Source organism: Acinetobacter sp. ANC_7512, assembly GCF_056779935.1.
In genome coordinates this window covers 121,411-141,737 of the sequence record NZ_JBWYIX010000003.1, presented here as the reverse complement: position 1 = coordinate 141,737, position 20,327 = coordinate 121,411, and the positions used below count along the sequence as shown (strand labels likewise).

19 protein-coding genes are annotated in these 20,327 nt (G+C 37.9%); 5 read left to right on the top strand and 14 right to left on the bottom strand.

Going from position 1 to position 20,327, the window contains the following annotated elements; all coding sequences use genetic code 11:
- Positions 1 to 8: 8 nt before the first annotated feature.
- The gene (locus AC1M9H_RS04495; protein ID WP_481607084.1) at positions 9 to 470 is read right to left on the bottom strand and encodes a GNAT family N-acetyltransferase; all 462 of its coding nucleotides are present in this window, start codon (positions 468 to 470) and stop codon (positions 9 to 11) included.
- Between the two features lie 160 nt (positions 471 to 630).
- Here AC1M9H_RS04495 and AC1M9H_RS04490 point away from each other — a divergent pair, with 160 nt between their 5' ends.
- Complete coding sequence (locus AC1M9H_RS04490; protein WP_481589723.1) at positions 631 to 1,257, top strand: LysE family translocator; 627 nt, start codon at positions 631 to 633, stop codon at positions 1,255 to 1,257.
- Between the two features lie 35 nt (positions 1,258 to 1,292).
- Here the strand turns inward: AC1M9H_RS04490 and AC1M9H_RS04485 are convergent, their stop codons facing one another.
- The 8 genes from AC1M9H_RS04485 to AC1M9H_RS04450 form a co-directional block, all read right to left on the bottom strand.
- On the bottom strand, positions 1,293 to 2,531 hold the full coding sequence (locus AC1M9H_RS04485; RefSeq protein ID WP_481611939.1) for a multifunctional CCA addition/repair protein: 1,239 nt from the start codon (positions 2,529 to 2,531) through the stop codon (positions 1,293 to 1,295).
- A gap of 79 nt (positions 2,532 to 2,610) precedes the next feature.
- Entirely contained in the window at positions 2,611 to 4,890 is a 2,280-nt protein-coding gene (locus AC1M9H_RS04480) for an NADP-dependent malic enzyme (RefSeq protein ID WP_180027499.1), read from the bottom strand.
- Between the two features lie 133 nt (positions 4,891 to 5,023).
- Entirely contained in the window at positions 5,024 to 7,888 is a 2,865-nt protein-coding gene (locus AC1M9H_RS04475; RefSeq protein WP_481591307.1) for an EAL domain-containing protein, read from the bottom strand.
- Between the two features lie 169 nt (positions 7,889 to 8,057).
- Positions 8,058 to 8,768, bottom strand: a complete 711-nt coding sequence (locus AC1M9H_RS04470) for a 16S rRNA (uracil(1498)-N(3))-methyltransferase (RefSeq protein WP_481612846.1) — start codon at positions 8,766 to 8,768, stop codon at positions 8,058 to 8,060.
- 100 nt (positions 8,769 to 8,868) lie between these two features.
- Positions 8,869 to 9,705, bottom strand: coding sequence for a methylenetetrahydrofolate reductase [NAD(P)H] (metF, locus tag AC1M9H_RS04465; RefSeq protein ID WP_481612845.1), 837 nt, complete (start codon positions 9,703 to 9,705; stop codon positions 8,869 to 8,871).
- Between the two features lie 76 nt (positions 9,706 to 9,781).
- Positions 9,782 to 11,164, bottom strand: coding sequence for an adenosylhomocysteinase (gene ahcY / locus AC1M9H_RS04460; protein ID WP_481588499.1), 1,383 nt, complete (start codon positions 11,162 to 11,164; stop codon positions 9,782 to 9,784).
- Positions 11,165 to 11,378: 214 nt separating this feature from the next.
- Positions 11,379 to 11,612 carry a DUF6500 family protein gene (locus tag AC1M9H_RS04455; protein ID WP_481609399.1) on the bottom strand — a complete coding sequence of 78 codons (234 nt, stop codon included), beginning with the start codon at positions 11,610 to 11,612 and terminating at the stop codon, positions 11,379 to 11,381.
- 60 nt (positions 11,613 to 11,672) lie between these two features.
- The gene (locus tag AC1M9H_RS04450; RefSeq protein ID WP_481589729.1) at positions 11,673 to 12,167 is read right to left on the bottom strand and encodes a DUF2938 family protein; all 495 of its coding nucleotides are present in this window, start codon (positions 12,165 to 12,167) and stop codon (positions 11,673 to 11,675) included.
- A gap of 71 nt (positions 12,168 to 12,238) precedes the next feature.
- On the opposite strand from AC1M9H_RS04450, the gene AC1M9H_RS04445 reads away from it, so the two are divergent.
- Positions 12,239 to 12,616: a MerR family transcriptional regulator gene (locus AC1M9H_RS04445; RefSeq protein WP_092766006.1), complete on the top strand. Its 378-nt coding sequence runs from the start codon at positions 12,239 to 12,241 to the stop codon at positions 12,614 to 12,616.
- An 84-nt stretch (positions 12,617 to 12,700) separates the two neighbouring features.
- Entirely contained in the window at positions 12,701 to 13,204 is a 504-nt protein-coding gene (locus AC1M9H_RS04440) for a cysteine peptidase family C39 domain-containing protein (RefSeq protein WP_481612844.1), read from the top strand.
- A gap of 130 nt (positions 13,205 to 13,334) precedes the next feature.
- Here the strand turns inward: AC1M9H_RS04440 and AC1M9H_RS04435 are convergent, their stop codons facing one another.
- A complete protein-coding gene (locus AC1M9H_RS04435) occupies positions 13,335 to 13,847 on the bottom strand; it encodes a tetratricopeptide repeat protein (protein WP_035265647.1) in 513 nt (170 codons plus the stop codon).
- A gap of 292 nt (positions 13,848 to 14,139) precedes the next feature.
- Here AC1M9H_RS04435 and AC1M9H_RS04430 point away from each other — a divergent pair, with 292 nt between their 5' ends.
- Positions 14,140 to 15,738 (top strand): bifunctional 3-(3-hydroxy-phenyl)propionate/3-hydroxycinnamic acid hydroxylase, encoded by a 1,599-nt coding sequence (locus tag AC1M9H_RS04430; protein ID WP_481591311.1) that lies wholly within the window; start codon positions 14,140 to 14,142, stop codon positions 15,736 to 15,738.
- A 77-nt stretch (positions 15,739 to 15,815) separates the two neighbouring features.
- Here AC1M9H_RS04430 and AC1M9H_RS04425 read toward each other — a convergent pair whose 3' ends face one another.
- The 4 genes from AC1M9H_RS04425 to AC1M9H_RS04410 form a co-directional block, all read right to left on the bottom strand.
- Positions 15,816 to 16,709 carry a LysR substrate-binding domain-containing protein gene (locus AC1M9H_RS04425; protein ID WP_481612843.1) on the bottom strand — a complete coding sequence of 298 codons (894 nt, stop codon included), beginning with the start codon at positions 16,707 to 16,709 and terminating at the stop codon, positions 15,816 to 15,818.
- A 153-nt stretch (positions 16,710 to 16,862) separates the two neighbouring features.
- Positions 16,863 to 17,201, bottom strand: a complete 339-nt coding sequence (locus AC1M9H_RS04420; RefSeq protein ID WP_092766011.1) for a DUF3325 domain-containing protein — start codon at positions 17,199 to 17,201, stop codon at positions 16,863 to 16,865.
- Positions 17,202 to 17,206: 5 nt separating this feature from the next.
- Positions 17,207 to 18,985: a PepSY-associated TM helix domain-containing protein gene (locus AC1M9H_RS04415; protein ID WP_481612842.1), complete on the bottom strand. Its 1,779-nt coding sequence runs from the start codon at positions 18,983 to 18,985 to the stop codon at positions 17,207 to 17,209.
- Positions 18,986 to 18,988: 3 nt separating this feature from the next.
- Positions 18,989 to 19,342 (bottom strand): hypothetical protein, encoded by a 354-nt coding sequence (locus AC1M9H_RS04410; RefSeq protein ID WP_481595596.1) that lies wholly within the window; start codon positions 19,340 to 19,342, stop codon positions 18,989 to 18,991.
- Between the two features lie 163 nt (positions 19,343 to 19,505).
- On the opposite strand from AC1M9H_RS04410, the gene rutD reads away from it, so the two are divergent.
- A complete protein-coding gene (rutD, locus tag AC1M9H_RS04405; protein WP_481612841.1) occupies positions 19,506 to 20,300 on the top strand; it encodes a pyrimidine utilization protein D in 795 nt (264 codons plus the stop codon).
- Positions 20,301 to 20,327 lie beyond the last annotated feature (27 nt).

Sequence of the window (20,327 nt, the reverse complement as noted above, 5' to 3'; positions counted from 1 at the left end):
TTTTATCCTCAGGATAAAGGACGATCTTGAGGAGCTAATATTTTGACAAATGTCGTGCTATACGCTTTAAAACCGTGATTTAAATAAAACTGATGTGCAGGTAATCGTTCAGCACGATTACCACTACTGACCACAATTTTTTGAATACCTTGTTGACTGGCTATATGTTCAACGTGAGCCAACAGTTTTTGACCAATCCCTTTATCGCGATGCGCCTGATCTACAATGAGTACTAGAATGCGAAAATACGGATCAGCACATTCACATGATATTTCTTCAACAAAACCAATATATGCGACAACTTGTCCATGATCGATAAATACTAGGGTTGTATAACGCTCCTGGGCTTGCAACCTCATCAAACGTTCTTTCATAACTTCTGTTTGAGTTGGATAGCCGAGTTGGGTAGTCAATTCAGCGATCGCTGCAACATCATGGTTTAAATTTACAGGTTTAATCAGTATTGTCATGGCTATTGAAACATGATTTATAAGTATGAATTGAACTATGTTTAAATAATTTAATCTTTCATGTATTTTGTTTAGATAAATTTAATATTTTATCATTTAATATTGGATTTAATTCATTTTTTCAACGTGAAGATTTAAAACAATAATCATAGGCGACTATATGTCTTTTTCTATATTTTTATCTTTTGTAATTTATACAATTGTGACATCCATAACACCTGGACCTAACAATTTGATGGTCGCAACCTCAGGAGTGAACTTTGGACTCCGTGCGACTTATGGACACATTTTAGGTGTAGCGATCGGTTTTGGGGTCATGGTGATTTTGGTTGGTTTAGGAATTGGTACATTACTGAGTCAAAATCAATTGGTTTACGAAATTCTAAAGTTGATCGGTATTGCTTATTTAATCTATTTAGCTATTAAGATTGCTCAATCAGGCTCAGTTGAATTAGATAAAACTCAAGCGAAACCCATTACTTTTTTGCAAGCTGCATTATTTCAATGGGTCAATCCAAAAGCTTGGATTATGGCAATGGGCGCGGTGACGACTTATTTAGCTGCAGGCAGTGAATTTTATTGGTATATCATTTTGGGTGTTGTGTTTGGGTTAGTCTGTATTCCATGCACGGGAGCTTGGGGAATACTCGGAGAAAAATTACAAACTTTGGTGCGTACGCCACAGCATCTAAAAATTTTCAATTACAGTATGGCGCTACTATTAGTGGCTTCAATCATTAAACCAATGATTGATTCTTTTAAATATTTTCAACAATCATTCTTTTAAAATACGATTACCTCCTGAGTTTCAGGAGGTAAATATTATGCGTTTACCAAGGATTGATGTTTTTCTCGGTGCGTCGCCAAAGCCTCGATTCTTTTTTGTATCAGCATTTCACCAATATCAGGGCCTTTGATCTCAGGCGGTAAATCAGATGCTTTAATTGAACGAACAATCTGTACCGCATCTAATACATATTTTGCTTGAGGATATTCACGGTCTTCGAGACCTAAGCGACCTTTGGCATCACATTCACATGCTTGTACAAAAGCCTCAACACGTTCAGGACGGCGTAATACATCTAAACGTTGTAATAGACGCCAAAGTGTTCCTGGTTTTAATGTAAACGCCTGATGGCATTTAAGATGTTCTTTGCACACCGCAATTGCCAATTGTTTGGTTTGGGTCGGAACTTTAAGACGTTCACATAAATCAGTCACGGGCTGAACACCACGTTCCTCATGCATGATATGGCGAGGTAACTCATCTTTAGGCGTGAGTGCTTTACCCAGATCATGCACTAATACTGCGAAGCGTACATCCATCGAGTAGTCTGCTTTACAAGCTTGTTGTAATGACATCAAGGTATGAATACCACAGTCAATTTCAGGATGGTATTCAGGACGTTGTGGTACACCAAATAATGCTTCGATTTCTGGAAAGAGGATTTTGAGAGAATCACACTGACGAAGGACTTCAAAGTAAATATCAGCATCACGTTCCATTAAAGCACGAGAAGTTTCTTTCCAAACACGTTCAGGTGTAAGTGCTTGCAATTCACCAGAATCAGCCAAATTTTTCATTAAGGCTATGGTTTCTTCAGCTACTTTAAAACCATACTGATGATAGCGAGCTGCAAAACGGGCAACACGCAATACTCGTAGTGGATCCTCTGCAAATGCATCAGAAACGTGACGTAAAATGCGTTGATTCAAATCTTGATAACCATGATAAGGGTCGAACAACTCACCATCTTCATTCATGGCCATTGCATTTATGGTCAAATCACGACGAATTAAATCATCTTCAAGGGTTACCGAGGGATCGGTAAAAAATTCAAAGCCATGATAACCATGCCCAGATTTACGCTCAGTACGAGCGAGGGCGTATTCATCTTTAGTTTCGGGATGTAGAAATACAGGAAAATCTTTACCAACAGGTTGGAACCCTTGGTTTAAAAGTTGTTCTGGTGTTGCACCGACAACGACATAATCTTTTTCGTGATAGGGGTGTCCGAGCAACTGATCTCGTACTGCGCCGCCTACTAAATAAACTTGCATAAAAAACCTCTATTCTTAGCACCATCATGCATCAGAATAGAGGTTTTCTCAAGTCACAAAACGTGCCCTAAATAAAGGATTAGAGCGCGTTTTTTTCCTCTTCTTGAATTTCTGCAACAGTTAATGCAGTCATATTCACAACACGGCGCGTAGTTGCTGTTGGTGTTAAGATATGAACTGGCTTAGCCGCACCTAATAAGATTGGACCAATTGTTACATTATTTCCTGAAGTTGACTTCAACAGGTTGAATGAAATATTTGCAGCATCTAAATTCGGCATAATCAATAGATTCGCAGAACCTTTGAAGCGCGAGTTCGGGAATGCAAAGCTACGGATATTTTCATCAAGCGCTGCATCTGCATGCATTTCACCTTCAACTTCAAGTTCAGGTGCGATTTCAGAAAGAATTTCATACACTTTACGCATTTTTTGAGCGCTAGGATCAGTCTGGTCAGAACCAAAACTTGAGTGCGACAACAATGCTACACGTGGAGTAATACCGAAACGACGGACTTCTTCTGCTGCTAAAATAGTCATTTCAGCAAGCTGTTCAGCCGTAGGATTACGATTGATGTATGTATCTGCAATGAACAAGTTGCGATCTTCGAGCATCAACGCATTTAAGGTAAAGAAAGTGTTATGACCTTCTTTTAAACCAATGACATTACTCACGAAATCTAAATGAATATCGTAGCTAGAATACGTACCACATAGCATACCATCTGCTAAGCCGTGGCGTACTAACATCGCTGCAATCAGGGTCGAACGACGACGTGATTCACGTTGTGCATACTCAGGTGTTACCCCTTTACGCATCATCAGATTATAGTAATCATCAGCAAACTTTTCGTAATCAGGATTTGTTTCTTGATCAACGATAGTGATATTCACACCATTTTCTAAACGTAAACCTAATTTCTTAATATTCGCTTCGATTACAGCAGTACGACCCACCAAGATCGGTTTTGCCAGGCCTTCGTCTACTGCAATTTGAACAGCACGAAGAACACGAAGATCTTCACCTTCCGCATAAGCAATACGTTTAGGATCAGTTTTCGCTTGAGCAAAAATTGGTTTCATCATAAATGCTGAGTTGTAAACGAACTCAGAAAGACGCTGATGATACACGGAGAAATCTTGGATTGGACGAGTCGCTACACCAGAATCCATCGCAGCTTTTGCAACAGCAGGTGCAATCTCAAGAATCAAGCGTTGATCTAGTGGGCGTGGAATTAGGTAATCACGTCCAAATGATGCAGATTTTTCACCATAAGATGCAGCATCAGCTTCTACATGTGCCATACGAGCAATTGCGTGTACACATGCAATCTTCATTTCTTCGTTAATGGTTGTTGCACCTACATCAAGTGCACCACGGAAGATATATGGGAAGCAAAGCGCATTATTCACTTGGTTCGGATAGTCTGAACGACCCGTCGCCATGATGACATCATCACGAACTTCATGTGCATGTTCAGGCAGAATTTCAGGATCTGGATTAGCAAGCGCGAAGATAATTGGATCCTTCGCCATGACTTTGACCATTTCTTTAGTCAAAATACCCGCAGCTGATAGACCAAGGAACATATCTGCACCAGCAATTACGTCGCCAAGCTGAGAACCTTCGATATCTTGAACATAGCGTTTTTTAGACTCGTCTAAACCTTCACGTTTTTTTGTTAAGAGTCCACGAGAGTCAGCAACAATGATATTTTCTTTTTTAGCACCAAGCGCACAAAGAAGATCTAGACATGATAGTGCCGCAGCACCTGCTCCAGAAGCGACGATCTTGATATCTTCAATTTTTTTGCCGTTCAATTGCAAAGCATTTAAAAGCGCTGAACCTACAATAATTGATGTTCCATGCTGATCATCATGAAAAACTGGGATATTCATACGCTCGCGAAGTTTCTGTTCAATGTAGAAACATTCTGGAGCTTTAATGTCCTCGAGGTTAATACCGCCGAAAGTCGGTTCAAGAGCAGCAACAATATCTACGATTTTATCTGGATCGTTTTCTGCAATTTCGATATCGAAAACATCAACGCCTGCAAACTTTTTAAACAGGACGCCTTTACCTTCCATCACTGGTTTAGAGGCGAGGGGACCAATATTACCCAAACCGAGTACTGCAGTACCATTACTGACGACTGCGACTAAGTTACCACGTGCAGTATAAAGCGCTGCTTTAGAAGGGTCTTTTTCAATTTCCAAACATGGCACTGCAACACCTGGGGAATATGCTAATGCTAGATCATGTTGGTTGACGAGTTGCTTACTCGGAGTAACGCTGATTTTTCCTGGCGTTGGAAATTCGTGGTAATAGAGTGCTTGCTGTTTTAAAGATTGATCGTCCATCTGAATCCCAGTTATTACAATGTTCCAGCCTTGCTGGTTTTTTGGTTATATCGGTTCGAATATACCACTAGTTGCACATTGATCACAGTTAAAAGTCGAAATTTCATACATATTTAGGACTTTGGTCTAGCCTTTATTTGATTTTTGAGAATTGATATTCATTTTGCAGAAATTGAGTGCTATCAGCGCTATTTAATGGTCTCGAAAAATAATAACCTTGGAAATAATCACAACCTTGTTTTTTTAAATATTCAATTTGCTCGATATCCTCAACACCTTCAGCAACTAATTTCATCCCCATCGTTTTACCCATTGAAATAATTGCATCGACAATAGCATTATTTTTACGAGTGCCAATCTTTGAAATAAAGGCGCGATCAATCTTGAGTGTATCAATAGGATAGTCGGCAAGATATGCAAGTGAAGAATAGCCTGTTCCAAAGTCATCTAAGGCGATTGAGAAATTTTTATCCTTAATTTGGTCTAACAAATCAAAAACATGAGATGATTTATCTAACAATGATGACTCGGTAAGTTCAAACTCTATAAACTCGGGTTTGAGTGAGTATTTGAGCACGGCTTGATCAATAAAATTGAGAAATTCCCCACGATGGATCTGTTGCGCCACGACATTAATAGAAATTTGTAACTTATCAAATCCTAATTCATGCCATATTTTAAGTTGCTTACATGTCTGGAAAATAACAAATTTTCCGATATCTGAGATCAGACTAGTCATTTCAGCAATAGGTATAAAACGATCTGGCATGATGATGCCGTACTTTGGATGATTCCAGCGGATTAACGCTTCAAAGCCGCTCACTTGCATCGTTTTACTTTCTATCTTAGGTTGATAGTAAATTTCTAAGTCCTGATTTTTTATAGCAAGTCGTAAATCTCTTTCGAGCTCAATGTCACTGCCAAAAATGGATTCAGGCTTGTTGTCATAATAATAGGCTGTGCTGCCCCCTAGTTTTTTTGCTTCTGTTAAAGCGCTTTCCGCGTGACTATTTAAGCTACCAATTTGTCTACCATGATTGGGGTAAATTGCGATACCCAGTGAGACATGAATCATGTGTTCTTGCCCATCGATGATAAAGGGTATTTCAAAGGCCTCAAGGATCTGATCGACGACTTGTTGGATCGTGTAATGACTATGATTTAAGTTGTAAATCATAGCAAAGTCATCATTATTTAAATATGAAATCAGAACAGCTTTAGAACATGTATATTTCAGTCTTCGGGAAACTTCTTTGAGAACTTCATCTCCAGTTTGATGATTAATAAACTCATTAAAATGTCTAAATCGATCAATGTTGAGACGAATAATAGAAAAATGGCTCAGAATTTTAGATTTACTAATTAGATACTGGTGTAACTGTAAATTAAAATAAACACGGTTAGGTAAATCTGTAAGTAGATCGTAATTTTCTAAGTAGGCCATTCTTTCAAGATTTTGTTTCCGTTCAGTCAAATCTGAAATGATGCCTACATAATTTAAAATTCTATTTTTATCATCACGAACTGCATTGATATGCAGCCACAAGGTTAATATTTTTCCTGAAATAAATTCTTCAGTGACCTCAGCATCATATTGTCCGGTGAGTAACACCGTTTGAGTTATATCGGCGTGATGTTGGCTGAGTTGGGATGTGGAAGATTTGGTAATATCAAAGATGTGTTTTGAGATAATATCTTGCGGTGGGATATTGACCAATTCACTAAAATAAGGATTAACTTCTAAAAAACACAAGTTATTGTCTAAAACGAAAACCCCTTGGGCCACTTGATTAAATACATTCGAAGCTAATTTCAATTTTTCTTGTGCTTTTTTTTCACTTTCAATGTCTTGGAAAATACCCACCATTTTAAGAGGTTTATTATTTTCAGGATCACGTGTAATAACTCGACCAATATCTTTAATCCAAAACCACTGATCTTTTACTTTAGTTCTATAATGTGCTTCAAAACGTTCAGTATTTCCTCTTAAATGTTTACGGAGCTCTTTACGATAATTTTCTTGATCTTCTGGGTGAATAAACTCGTTAATTTGATCAGTTGCACTTTGGTAATGTAAAACCTGATTACCATATTTAATGCCTGAAATTTCAATGGTTCTTTTCTCAATATTCCATAGCCAAGATGAAATTCCAGCAGTTTCATGCGCAAAATCGAGGTTAGCTTGATGGTGCTGCAGTCGATCGTTGATCTTATTAATATCGTAGGTTCGTTCAATTACTTTTTGTTCGAGTAATTGATTATGCATTTGTAATTGGCTTTCAATTTCTTTGGATTTTTCAATCTCATTTTTTAGCTTTTCTTGGAGAAGTGATGACTCCATAAGATGTTTTCTAGATTCAGATAAATAGAATTTATTGTGACTATTTAATATTCCAAGACGGCGGTACATCTTATGGGTAAGGAGAGCGCAAATAAGTAATACACCAAACCAAATATTAAAGATTAAACTAAAAACATCAGGAGTATTATCTAAAAAAAGGAAATTGGAGAGGACTATGGCCGAAGCTGAAGGCAAAAAAACATAAAGGAAGTATCGTAACCGCTGTGATAAAAATACAATAGCAAAAGTATAAACAATAGATAACATTAACCCAGCTAAAGTCAACATATGTATATCTTTGACTTCTGGATTATGTTCGGGGATAAGCTGTAATACGGTATAAATACCAATAGCTAGACCAGCTCCAGTAATTAAGCAAACCAATTGTGCCCACATGTCTAAGTTAAAAATACTAATTTGATTAGATTTTTTAAAAAAGAGGGTAAAGCAAAAACAGATTAAAAGAATGGCGGTAAATATAATGAGCCAAATGGTATAAGGTATTGAAAAGCTTTTGAAATAAAAGAAGTAAATAAGTTGATTATAGATGCAGGCAAAGAGCACCCACGCTAAAAAAAAATGCAAATTAGAAGTCGCACTTTTGATCTGGCTATCGAGTACAGAGTTGGAAACATGCTCTCCCTGAACTTCACTCATAACTGGCAATACCTTAATTTTCTTTCTACTTTATTTGTATTATTTTTGAGTACGAACTTAAAAAAATATAAATTTAGCGCGACAACTCTTTTCTCATTAAAGTACTGTCTAATTGGAAGAAAATCAATTCTATTGTGAGTTAAATCACGGAATTTTGAGAAAATATTTATTAAAATTTGTAATTTAAGATCGATAAAGCAACCACTGGTGCAGTTTCTGTACGTAAAACACGTTCACCAATACACCAATTGATAAATCCATGCTGATTTGCAGATTGGATTTCAGCATCACTTAATCCACCTTCTGGACCAATGAGTAGCGTTATATTTGAGGAGGCATCATTTAACACATCGACCTCATCTTTATTGGGGGCTAAGACTAATTTCGTTTCAGGGAGTGTGCTATTTAACCATTGTGCCAAAGGGAGTGGAGCTAATATTTTTGGAACAATATTCATTCCACACTGCTCGCAAGCTGCAATTGCTACACCTTGCCAATGATCAAGTTTTTTCTGATCACGGTCGTACTTTAAACGCATTTCGCAACGTTCAGAGGTGAGAAGTTGAATTTCAGATACGCCTAACTCAACTGCTTTTTGAATAGCATAATCCATGCGGTCACCTTTACTCATTACTTGACCAAGTAAGGCATTAAAGTTTGGTGTGCGATTGGTTGGGTTAAATTCTTGAACTAGAACCGAGCCTGTTTTTTTATTGGCTTCAGTTAATTCAACTTGATATTCGCCACCTTGACCATTAAACAAGGTCGCTTTTTCACCGACTTGTGCACGTAAAACTTTGACCCAATGATGAAATACAGTTTCAGTCAGTTCAACTGTTGTATTTACATTAAGGTCTGCTTCAATAAAAAAACGAGGCATCTGCATTACTCTAAAATCGGTAAAATAAAAACTTCTTTTATCTTCAGTCCCTACATCAAATAAAGTGAACCTAAGCTGTCGATAAAAGAAGTCAGGAGACTTATGCTAGACCGAGGTCTTTTACAAGTTGACGAGTTGGATCAGTGGTGTTCATCGTATAAAAGTGTAAGCTTGGCGCACCACCAGCAATGAGGCGTTCACATAGCTTCACAATCACTTCATGACCAAAGGCTTTAATTGAAGCAGTGTCATCACCATAAGCCGCAAGTTGCTTACGAATCCAACGAGGGATTTCGGCACCGGTACCATCCGCAAAACGAATGAGATTGCTTGCATTGGTAATTGGCATAATGCCCGGCGCAACAGGAATATTCACACCTTCTTTTTGAATGCGCTCTACAAAGTAAAAATACGCATCTGGATTAAAGAAGAATTGAGTTAAGGCTGCATTTGCACCTGCATTGGCTTTCTCACAAAAGCGTTTGATGTCTAAATCAAAGTTATCTGCTTGTGGATGCATTTCAGGGTAAGCTGCAACTTCAATTTGGAAGTGGTCACCCGAATGTTCACGGATAAAGCGTACTAAATCCTGAGCATACGGTAATTCACCTAAGCCAACTTGACCGGAAGGTAAGTCACCACGTAGTGCAACAATACGGTCAATCCCTTGAGATTTATATAAATCCAGTAATTCTGCAATACGTTCTTTGCTATCACCAATACAAGAGAGGTGGGGAGCAACAGGCGTGCCTTTGCCATTAAAATCAGCTAAAGTCGAAAGTGTACGTTCACGTGTAGAACCACCTGCACCATAAGTCACAGAGAAAAACTCTGGATTCAGCAACTGCAGTTCTTGGTGAACAACCTTAAGTTTTTCCGCACCTGCATCAGTTTTGGTTGGGAAAAACTCAAAAGAAATTGGAATCTGTTTAGACATGTTCAAATCCTTTGTACTTATTTCAGCAAAATAGAATTCAAAGAAAAGCAGGCTGTTCAGCCTGCTTGTTCAAAGATTAGTATTTATAAGCGTCAGATTTGAATGGACCTTCAACAGCAACCCCAAGGTAGTCCGCTTGTTCTTGAGTTAATTGAGTCAGAACACCACCGAAACCTGCAACCATTGCTGCAGCAACTTCTTCATCTAATTTCTTAGGAAGAAGTTCAACACGAATCGCTGCTTGTTTTTGATCTTCAGGAAGATCAGCAAATTTCTCTGCGAACAAGTGCATTTGACCTAAAACTTGGTTCGCAAAAGAACCGTCCATCACGCGTGATGGGTGACCAGTTGCATTACCAAGATTTACTAAGCGACCTTCAGAAAGAAGAATGAGGTAATCATTTTCATTTTCTGAACGATATACTTGGTGAACTTGTGGTTTAACTTCAACCCATTTATAACCACGTAAGTAGTTGGTATCGATTTCAGTGTCAAAGTGACCGATATTACAAACTACTGCACCTGCTTTTAATGTATCAAGCATTGCAGCGTCACAAACGTGGTAGTTACCAGTCGTTGTTACGATTAAGTCAGTATTTTGAAGAAGGTCAGCGTTAACGTCTTCTTTTTTACCTGTTTGTACGCCATTCTTGTATGGAGAAACTACTTCATAACCGTCCATGCAGGCTTGCATTGCACAGATTGGATCGATTTCAGAAACACGTACGATCATGCCTTCTTGACGAAGCGATTGCGCAGAACCTTTACCTACATCACCGTAACCAATTACAAGTGCACGACGACCAGATAACAGCATGTCAGTTGCACGTTTGATGGCATCGTTTAGAGAGTGACGGCAACCATATTTGTTGTCATTTTTAGATTTAGTTACTGAGTCATTTACGTTGATCGCAGGTACTTTCAATGAACCGTCTTTCCACATTTCGAGAAGACGTTGAACACCTGTTGTTGTTTCTTCAGTAATACCGTGGATTTTTGCGAGTACTTCTGGGTATTTTTCATGAACAAGCGCAGTTAAGTCACCGCCGTCGTCCAGAATCATGTTGGCATCCCAAGGCGTACCATTTACATTAATTTGTTGTTCAAGACACCACATATATTCTTCTTCAGTTTCGCCTTTCCAAGCAAATACTGGAACACCAGAAGCTGCAATAGCTGCAGCAGCGTGGTCTTGAGTTGAGAAAATGTTGCAAGATGTCCAACGAACTTCAGCACCAAGTTCTACCAAAGTTTCGATAAGAACAGCTGTTTGGATTGTCATGTGGATACAACCCAAAATTTTAGCACCAGCAAGTGGTTTAGCCGCAGAGTAACGCTTACGCAGACCCATAAGGGCTGGCATTTCAGCTTCTGCAAGTTTGATTTCTTTACGGCCGTAGTCAGCAAGTGAAATATCGGCAACTTTATAATCTGTAAATGAAGCATTAACCGCGTTCATCACGATCTCCTTATAAAAAACAAAAATTGATCATTATGTTCGCGGATGCCGTTGTTGGTCTGTCTAGAAAAAGACTAACCGATCGTCGAGCCTGGCGCTTTTACATTTTATACTTGTAAAACGTCGCAGCATCCCTCGACTAGCGGAGTATTGTACTTCTAAACTTGCGAATTTCCAATGTTAAGTTGGTTATTGGTGATTCAAAGTATTTCAATTAAATCGCGTCAACTTCAAATTCCGATGATATTAGAGATTTTATTTTCTGTGCTTTTTCAAAGTGGTCAAGTTTATGTTTCATGATCCACCAATGAGCTACTTCCATGAGTGCATCGGGGTCATTATTTTTATTTGAAAAGAAAGCATAAAATGACAAACCTACAGATTCTCCCTTCCGATCGATTTTTTCATCACAAATTCGAATAATTTTGTCTTTGATTGATTTATTCATTTTGGCAACGTATTAGAAATTTAATTTAAAATTTTTATCATTCAATCTATCAAGCTTTCATTAGTGTGATGTTGAGAAAATGTAGGATTGAATAATTTGGGCTATAAATAAACCGATTCCGAAGTTTAAGTGTGCCACTAAGCTATTTTTTATGCTGATCCATTGATTGGGCGTTTTACTCGCAAAGAAACCAAATCCAAGAATAGGTTGCATCACCAAAAATGGGATAATAGCAGTTGAAAGTCCAAATAAAATAGAAGATATAAAAGCTTCCAAAGTAGTATGTGAATTATCGATATAAGTATAAATTAAAGCGAAAAAAATACCGATTATATAATGAAATACCCAACCCGTAATGTATTCAAATTTGTGTACAGGGGCTTCGGTAATATTTCTGTATACGTATTTTTTATTTTTAACTAAAAAGAAAAACCTACCCAAATAAGCATAGTTAAATGAGGGGATTTTAAAAATCATCGCTCTTGCCCAACCTAAAAAATCCATAATTAAAGTAGCGCTTAGGCCTAAGGCTAAAATGTAAATTAAAATATTCATGAAAGGATGACTCTCTAATTTAAGTCATGCTAGTGTGCAACTTAAAGCTAACTTGAAGTCAAGGTGCATTAATGGAAATAGATATAGGTGATCTAGCTGATCGGACAAATACTTCAACTGCCACGATTAGGTTTTATGAATCAAAAGGACTTATTCGATCTATTGGAAGGAAAGGGCTTAGAAGACAGTATTCATCCCGAGCAATACAGAATATCTCATTAATCAAGATCTTCCAAAATGGTGGTATGACGCTGAGCCAAATTAAAAATATGGCAATTGATCATGAAAAAATTAAAATTAAAAGAGATCAAGTTAGGGAAGCAAAAAACGAAATCAAAGATAAAATTGAGACTTTAAATAACTTACTCTTAATTTTGACACACGTTGAAAAATGTCCATACGATGACCATTTACAATGTCCAGACTTTTTGAAACTTTTAGATGAGTGAGCTTGAATTTTGTATTTAATTTCTTAAATTTTGAAGAAGATTATTTGTTATAATTGATAGCTCAATAAATAATATATATTTTTGATGGAAATTCCCGAAGAACTCGCCAATCTAGAAGCCAATGCTGGTATTTATGCCGTATGGATGCTCTTTCAACATCTTGGGTTAGACCCAGATATTGAACAACTTAAAGAAGTCTGTGGTTATGTAGAAGGTGATGGAACGACCACGATCGGTCTAGCGGTGGGACTTAAAAAATTTGGCTTAGATGTGGAATTTACCACAGATGAAGACAATGCACTTCAAGAGCAAGAAAAGCAAAGCTATTTAGAAGCTGAAAAACTTGCGCTAAAAATATCCCCCGCAATCAGCTATCAAGATATTCAAATCGCATTTGATGCCAATAAGTTCGTGGTCGTGTATTACGATACTTTAGAAGGCATTGGTAATCATTCATTGGTATATGACATCAATGAAGAAGAAATCTGCTTTTTTGATAGCTTTGAACCAATGCCTAAAAAAGTATTTGAACAGCAAAGGGCAGTAGACGGGATCTGTAGACAAGCCATCATCGCTGAAGGTAATTAATATCTAAAAGTAAGTCACTATCTTATAGTGGGTTGCTATTTTAAGGTATGTTATAGTTTAAAAAGATCTAAAGTAGTTCATTAAAAAGCCTTCAATCATGAAGGCTTTTGAGTCAAAAACGAGATTTATCTTAAGTGCTTGATTGAGCCTTTTCCTGCCAATAATCAGCTTTTTCCTCGTTTACATCCACACCTAAACCATGTGCATAGATGGCAGATAAATCACGCATTGCTTGAGTATCACCAAGTTCAGCGGCTTGAGTCACCAATTCAACAGATTTTTGTACATCTTTTTCGACCACATTACCACGACGATAATAACCTGCGAGCTCTAAAATTGCAGCAGCATGTTGATGTTTACTAGCTTGCGTGAGCCAGTTAAAACCGTACTCAAAGTTTAGTTTTGCATCTTCAGGATCTTCTTCTAAAACTTCTTTTGCATAATGGGTATAACCTTCCCCTAACCAGTACATCGCTTCGACATGACCCAATTGACCAGCACGTAAAGCCCATTCTTCTGCAAGCGCAATGTCTTCATCGTGTTCACTCGTCATATAAAGTTCAGCAAGTTCAAATTGAGCAGCGGCATTACCTGCATGAGCACGATTTTCGAGAGCAATCGGGACGGTAACACGTTTCGTCATAGTGGGATTCCATGGCTTCAAAGCGAAGCAAAAAATATTAAAGTTGTTCCCTGATTATACTGTAAAACTGATTCAAAGCTTGAATAGTATGGTTCGAGCCTATTTACTAAGATATTTTGTAGATGAATTACAAATTCAACTATAGGTAAAAGCTATAGATGAGCGACATAAATTAAGGTTTTTTGATGGAATTGAAGTAAACGTGACAATTTCTTAAATTTCATAAGACCTTAGCATAACTTTTTCCTATGCTGAAAATCCTCTCTAATGCGAATATTAGAGGAGATTGACCATGTCACAGACCAACACTTATTCAGCAGATGTGATCGTACTTGGTGCAGGCCCAGTCGGTTTAACGATGGCGAACGGCCTTGGCCTTGCGGGCTTAAAAGTAAAAGTGATTGAACAGCTCGATCAATTGATTGATTATCCTCGTGCAATTGGTATTGATGATGAATCTCTAAGAACAATGCAATCGATTGGTTTGATCAACAAAGTATTGCCGCATACCACTCCTGATCATGCGATGCGTTTTCTTACGCCTTCAGGCCGTTGTTTTGCAGATATTCAACCTAAAACACGTGAGTTTGGTTTCCCTCGTCGTAACGCATTCGTACAACCTTATGTTGATGCAGAATTATTGGAAGGTTTAGAACGTTTTGATGATGTGGAAGTACTTTTTTCTCGTCAACTTCAAAGTTTTAAGCAGACTGAAGATCAAGTTGAAGTTCAAATCCAAAATAAAGATAAAACAATTGAATATATAACTGCAAAGTATCTTGTGGCATGTGATGGAGGTAATAGCTACGTTCGCCGTATGTTGAATATTCCTTTTGAAGGTAAGACTGCACCAAACCAATGGATTGTTGTCGATATTGCAAACGATCCATTGGCGACACCACATATTTACTTATGTTGCGATCCAGTACGTCCATATGTGTCAGCGGCTTTACCACATGGTATCCGTCGTTTTGAATTTATGGTGATGCCAGGGGAGACGCAAGAGCAACTTAGCCAACCTGAAAACATGGCTAAACTTTTATCCAAAGTATTACCAAACACTGAAAATATCGATGTGATCCGAAATCGTGTTTATACCCATAATGCACGTATTGCCAGTAGATTTAAAGAAGGGCGTATCTTACTTGCGGGAGATGCAGCGCACATTATGCCAGTATGGCAGGGACAGGGTTATAACAGTGGAATGCGTGATGCGTTCAATTTATCTTGGAAACTGGCTATGGTCGTACAAGGTAAAGTAGATGCTAAAGTTCTAGATTCTTATCAAGAAGAGCGTCATGATCATGCCAAAGCGATGATTGATTTATCTGTTACAGCAGGCCATGTGCTAGCTCCGCCTAAAAAATGGCAAGGTACTGCGCGTGATGCTATTTCATATGTTCTAAATTACATTAAACCAGTTAAACAATATTTGTTGGAAATGCGCTTTAAGCCAATGCCACAATATAAATCTGGTATTTTGGTTGGACAGGTCAATAAGACATCACCAATCGGTAAAATGTTTATTCAACCTAAAATGCAAGATAGCACAGGTCATGTGAAATTACTGGATGATTTTATTGGTCAAGGCTTTGCTATTATTGCTTGGGGAGTAGATCCGACTTGGGGACTCACACCAACAAGTATTCAAAAATGGAAAGCCTTGGGTGTGAAATTTATTAAAGTCGTTCCACCTGAACAATTGAAAACTGATGCTCATGATGATGAAATATTGACACTTGGGGATACAGAGCATGCGATTCGTGCGTGGTTTGGTCGCACTCAATACTCGATGGCATTTTTAAGACCAGATAAATTTGTGGCGGGCTTAAGTATTCCTCAGACGAGCGAAGAGCTCAGCCAAAAACTATTTGATAAACTTGGCGTTTAATCAAAAAGTTTAAGACTAATCTAAAAGAAAACCTGCAAATTTGCAGGTTTTTTAGTTTTAAAATAGCGTTCAAAGTTTTAAAAAATATGACAATGAAAGTGTTGGCTTAGAATATTTTTCACAGTTTGCAAATGCTTACTTTGATCTTGTTTTCTGAAACTCAAATATAAGCTGATATTCGGTAAATCAATTTCAGTTGACTTAATTAAGACATTTTCACTGAGCAAGCTTTCAACATATTTTGGAACAATGGTCCAACCGACTTGCATCGCTACAAGATTAATATTCATTAAAATATTACTCGAGTATTGAGCAACTTGAATAGATGTATTTAGGGCTTCAAAAATATTTTGAATTTTTTGGAACAAAATCGGTGAGGCAGTTTCCTCGCTCATGATAAATTTTTGGGCAATTAAATCCTGTTTTGAAATACAGTCTAAATGCGCATGGGCTGAATGACGAGGAATCAGCAAGATCAGGGGCTCACTGAACAATTCGATAGAGGCAATATGTTCATCATCGATACATTGGCGAGTGAATGCGACATCAATTTTTTGATCACGAAGTGCTTGGATTTGATGTAAACAGCTCAAACTATGAAATTGAATATCTAAATCAGGCTGTTGTGCACGAATAATAGGCATGACATAGGGAAAAATTTTCATTTCTGCCACAGGTAAAAAGCCAATATTTAATTTATTTTTCTTGGTATTCGCCATAATTTGAATCTTGTGTTTGGCGTCTTGAGCAAGTTTCAATATATGTCGAGCATCTTTTAAAAAAGTTTCTCCTTCCTCTGTGAGTGATAAGCTTCTGCTTTTACGAATCAGCAGGGATGTACCTAATTCCGCTTCAAGATCTTTAATTTGCTGACTTAAAGAGGGCTGCGCTATAAAAAGTTTTTCTGCAGCACGCGTAAAATTAAGTTCTTCGGCAACTGAGACGAAATATTTCAAATGTCGAAGTTCCATGCGTACCGATCCTTAATCGCCATAATAAATGAGGTTGATTATACGTTTGAATTGCTAGAACTTCAGCGTGATTCACGTTTAAAGCTAATTTAAGAAGAAAAAAACCGACCCATATTGAAATGAAATATTGGTCGGTTTTTATCAAGTAAAGTATTAAATGATTGAGAAGATCAAGCTAATGAATCCAATAAAGGATACGCCCAAAATGATTTTTTTTATTTGTGACTCAAAATAGGTCAGACAAAGTGCAACAAAAAGCGCAGCGAATGTCAGTACACCAACCCAATAACTCATCATATTACTGACTTGTCCTTTGCTCATGCAGAGGATAAGCCCTAACGACAGGAATCCCCATCCAACCATTGAGGCTATTTTCTGGTGTTTAATACTCAATGTTTGACCAAAAATTTGTTTTTGATGCTTTTGCATTGCACTGGCTAAACCTATAAAACCTAAAGTACAAACTGCCCAAATGAGGAGAAAAAAGCTCATGGTGATTACCCCTCTACCTTAGGTAAAACTTGACTCTTTTTTAATGGAGTTCCTTGATGATTTTGAACTTTGTAAAGTGCAAAATAAAAAACTACTGCTAAAACTATCATCGCCAGATCGAACGAAGCGATAACCCATTGTCCGTGAGCTATAGAACGCCATAAAGGTTGACCACCTGTGATAAAGTTTAAAAGCGGAAGTAAAGCAAAAAGCAGGGTGGCGAGACTCAGTAATTCAAGCCAAGCTTGGCGATGGGTGCGAAAAACAGCATAAACCAGTGTGAAGAGCCACACTATAAAGAATGTACGGATTTCCCAGTTTATACGCATTTCCATATCAACAGGGATAAAACGGTTTGCATAAAAATAAGCTGCACAAGCAATTGGTAAGCCGATAATCGCAGCGATGTTGGTAATCTCGACCGTACGATACCCAAAGGATTTATAACCTTGTTTCGCTTGTTGAGGTGCACGTTTGACGCACCATAAAATTAATCCTGTTGCGACCATTAGCGTGCCAACGATACCAGAAAAAAAGAGTATCCAACGTAAGGCTAAATCAACTCCTCGTGCTTCATGTAGAACAGTGACAACATTGTAAATGCCATTGGGAATAGAAGGATTTTTGAGTTGAGCGGAATCATCTGTAATGTTTTGACCTGTCACACCATTGAAGTCTAAAGTTTCATATACGCCACGATGAGCGATACTTGCGCCGTGTAAAGCACGTAACTCAATGGTCGCCTTCGATGTATTTGGTGCTTTAATTGTGATCGAACCAATCGGATTGTTTTTCCACTTCGCTTCAGCTTGAGTGAGGATCGGAGCAATATCTGTAAGTGGTGCAGGTTCAGCTTTTCGATCTTGGTTGCGCGTACGTCGACTTTCACCTCGATTCTTTCTCTCACCATCCATTTTGTTAGTATGTTCATTTGATGCTGACTGCGTACCACGAGCCTCAATTTTTGTACGAGCATTCATCATTGAGCGCTGATTTCCTTGCGGTTGATCAGTACGAGTCTGCCCTTGTGGTTCTGCTGGATTTTGAATTAAGGATTTTCGTTGGTCTTGTAGAAAGGCGCCACGATTGTCATAAATTTGCTGTACCCCCCATGGCATGATGGTAAACAATAATAAAAGTAAACCACTAAAAGTGATCATGATATGAAAGGGAAGTGCGAATACAGCTGTTGCATTATGTGCGTCTAACCAAGAACGCTGTCCTTTACCTGTTCTAAAGGTAAAGAAATCTTTAAAGATTTTCTTATGGGTGATGATGCCACTAATAATTGCAACAAGCATAAACATGGTTGCTATGCCCACAATCCAACGTGACCATATACGTGGCATTCCGTATAATTCAAAATGGAAACGATACAGAAAACTACCACCACGGGTTTCACGGGCTTCTAATACTTCACCTGTGGCACTGTCAATCGTCACACGTTTACCACCGCGACGAGCATTGGGATCTTCTCCGACATTCCGGATATTCAGTGTGGTGTAATTTTGACGAGCATTGGGCAATTGAATTCCCCAGCTCCCTGCATCATCATGATTATTCTGCAAATATTGCAGAGCCACTTGCGTCTGCTCGAGTTGAGATTGGCTTGGAATCGATTGGTGATACTCGGGCTTCATCCATGTACTGATTTCTGCTTGGAAAAAACTCAAAGTACCAGTTACAAAGATGGCATACAGCAACCATCCTAGTATCAAACTAGCCCAAGTATGTAACCATGACATAGACTGGCGTGGGCCTTCAGCTTTGGCATCACTTCTCATGAATTAGTTCCCCATGATTTTATAGATGAGAAATAAAGCAAGGCTAGGTAAGACGATGCCCAATGTAGCTTTTCTGGTTTTGTGAACCATAAAAACCCAAATAAACGCTGCACACTGTAAACAGAAAGCAATGAGCGTTGCTGACATCGCTGCGCTAGATTGATATGTGCTAAATGTTTGTGCAATCACGATAGCAGAGAGGGATGCAAGCAAATAACCTCCAATACCCGCCAATAAAAAACGATAGAGCACCATCAGGCGATAACTGATAGAAACTGATTTAGTAGTCTTACGAATTTTTTTTACTTGATTCCCAAGTGTTAACTCGCCTGGTAGTTCGAATTCTGTACTGTTCATAAAAGTAAGAAAGTGTGAGTGTATGTAATTATTGTAAATGATAACAATTATTGTTTATCTTTAGAATTATAAATTTAGCATTTTAGAAATAAATTTTTAATTGAATTAGCTTGGGCATGTTAATTGCAGAGTTGTAGTTATTTTTTATCGATAGGTAAAATTTATGACGTATCAAGTTTTTTACTGCAAAGCTAATCCTAATGCTCAATTTGTGTTGTTATCTTCAGGGTTAGGAGGGCATGGACATTTTTGGCATCCTCAATTAGATATATTGACTCGATTTTTTCATGTCATTACATATGATCAACAAGGATGTCATGCAGATGCTGCATTACTAGCACCAACTTATTCAATGACCGATATGGCAATACAAGTGATACAGATTTTAGAGGATCTAAAGATCGATGAATTCCATTTTATCGGTCATGCTTTAGGTGGGCATATTGGAGCGGAGTTAGCCGTTTTAATTCAAAATACAAAATTGGAAATGTTGAGTTTGACCAGTATTAATGCGTGGGACTCACTAGATCCACATACGCTCAAATGTTTTGAAGCTCGAGAATCGTTATTACAAAATGCTGGTGCAGAGGCATATGTTAGAGCTCAAGCATTATTTCTTTATCCACCTGTATGGATCTCTGTTAATATCGATCAAATACAACAAGCAGAAAATAATCAACTCCGAAACTTTCCACCAAAAGAGAATGTATTGAGACGTCTGAAGGCTTTAAAGGAATTTAAAATAACGAATGAACATATCACCGCACTTCAACGAACTCCAATTCACTTGATTGCAAATCGTGATGATTTCTTGGTTCCAGTACATAAGACTCTTGATCTTCAGAAAAATTTTGTACATGCACAATGCTCAATTTTTGATGTAGGTGCACATGCTTCTACTGTGACTGAGCCAAATATCACTAATCAGGCACTTATTCAATTTCTTCGATCACTCTAGCATTTGAAACTTTTCAATTGCATATAA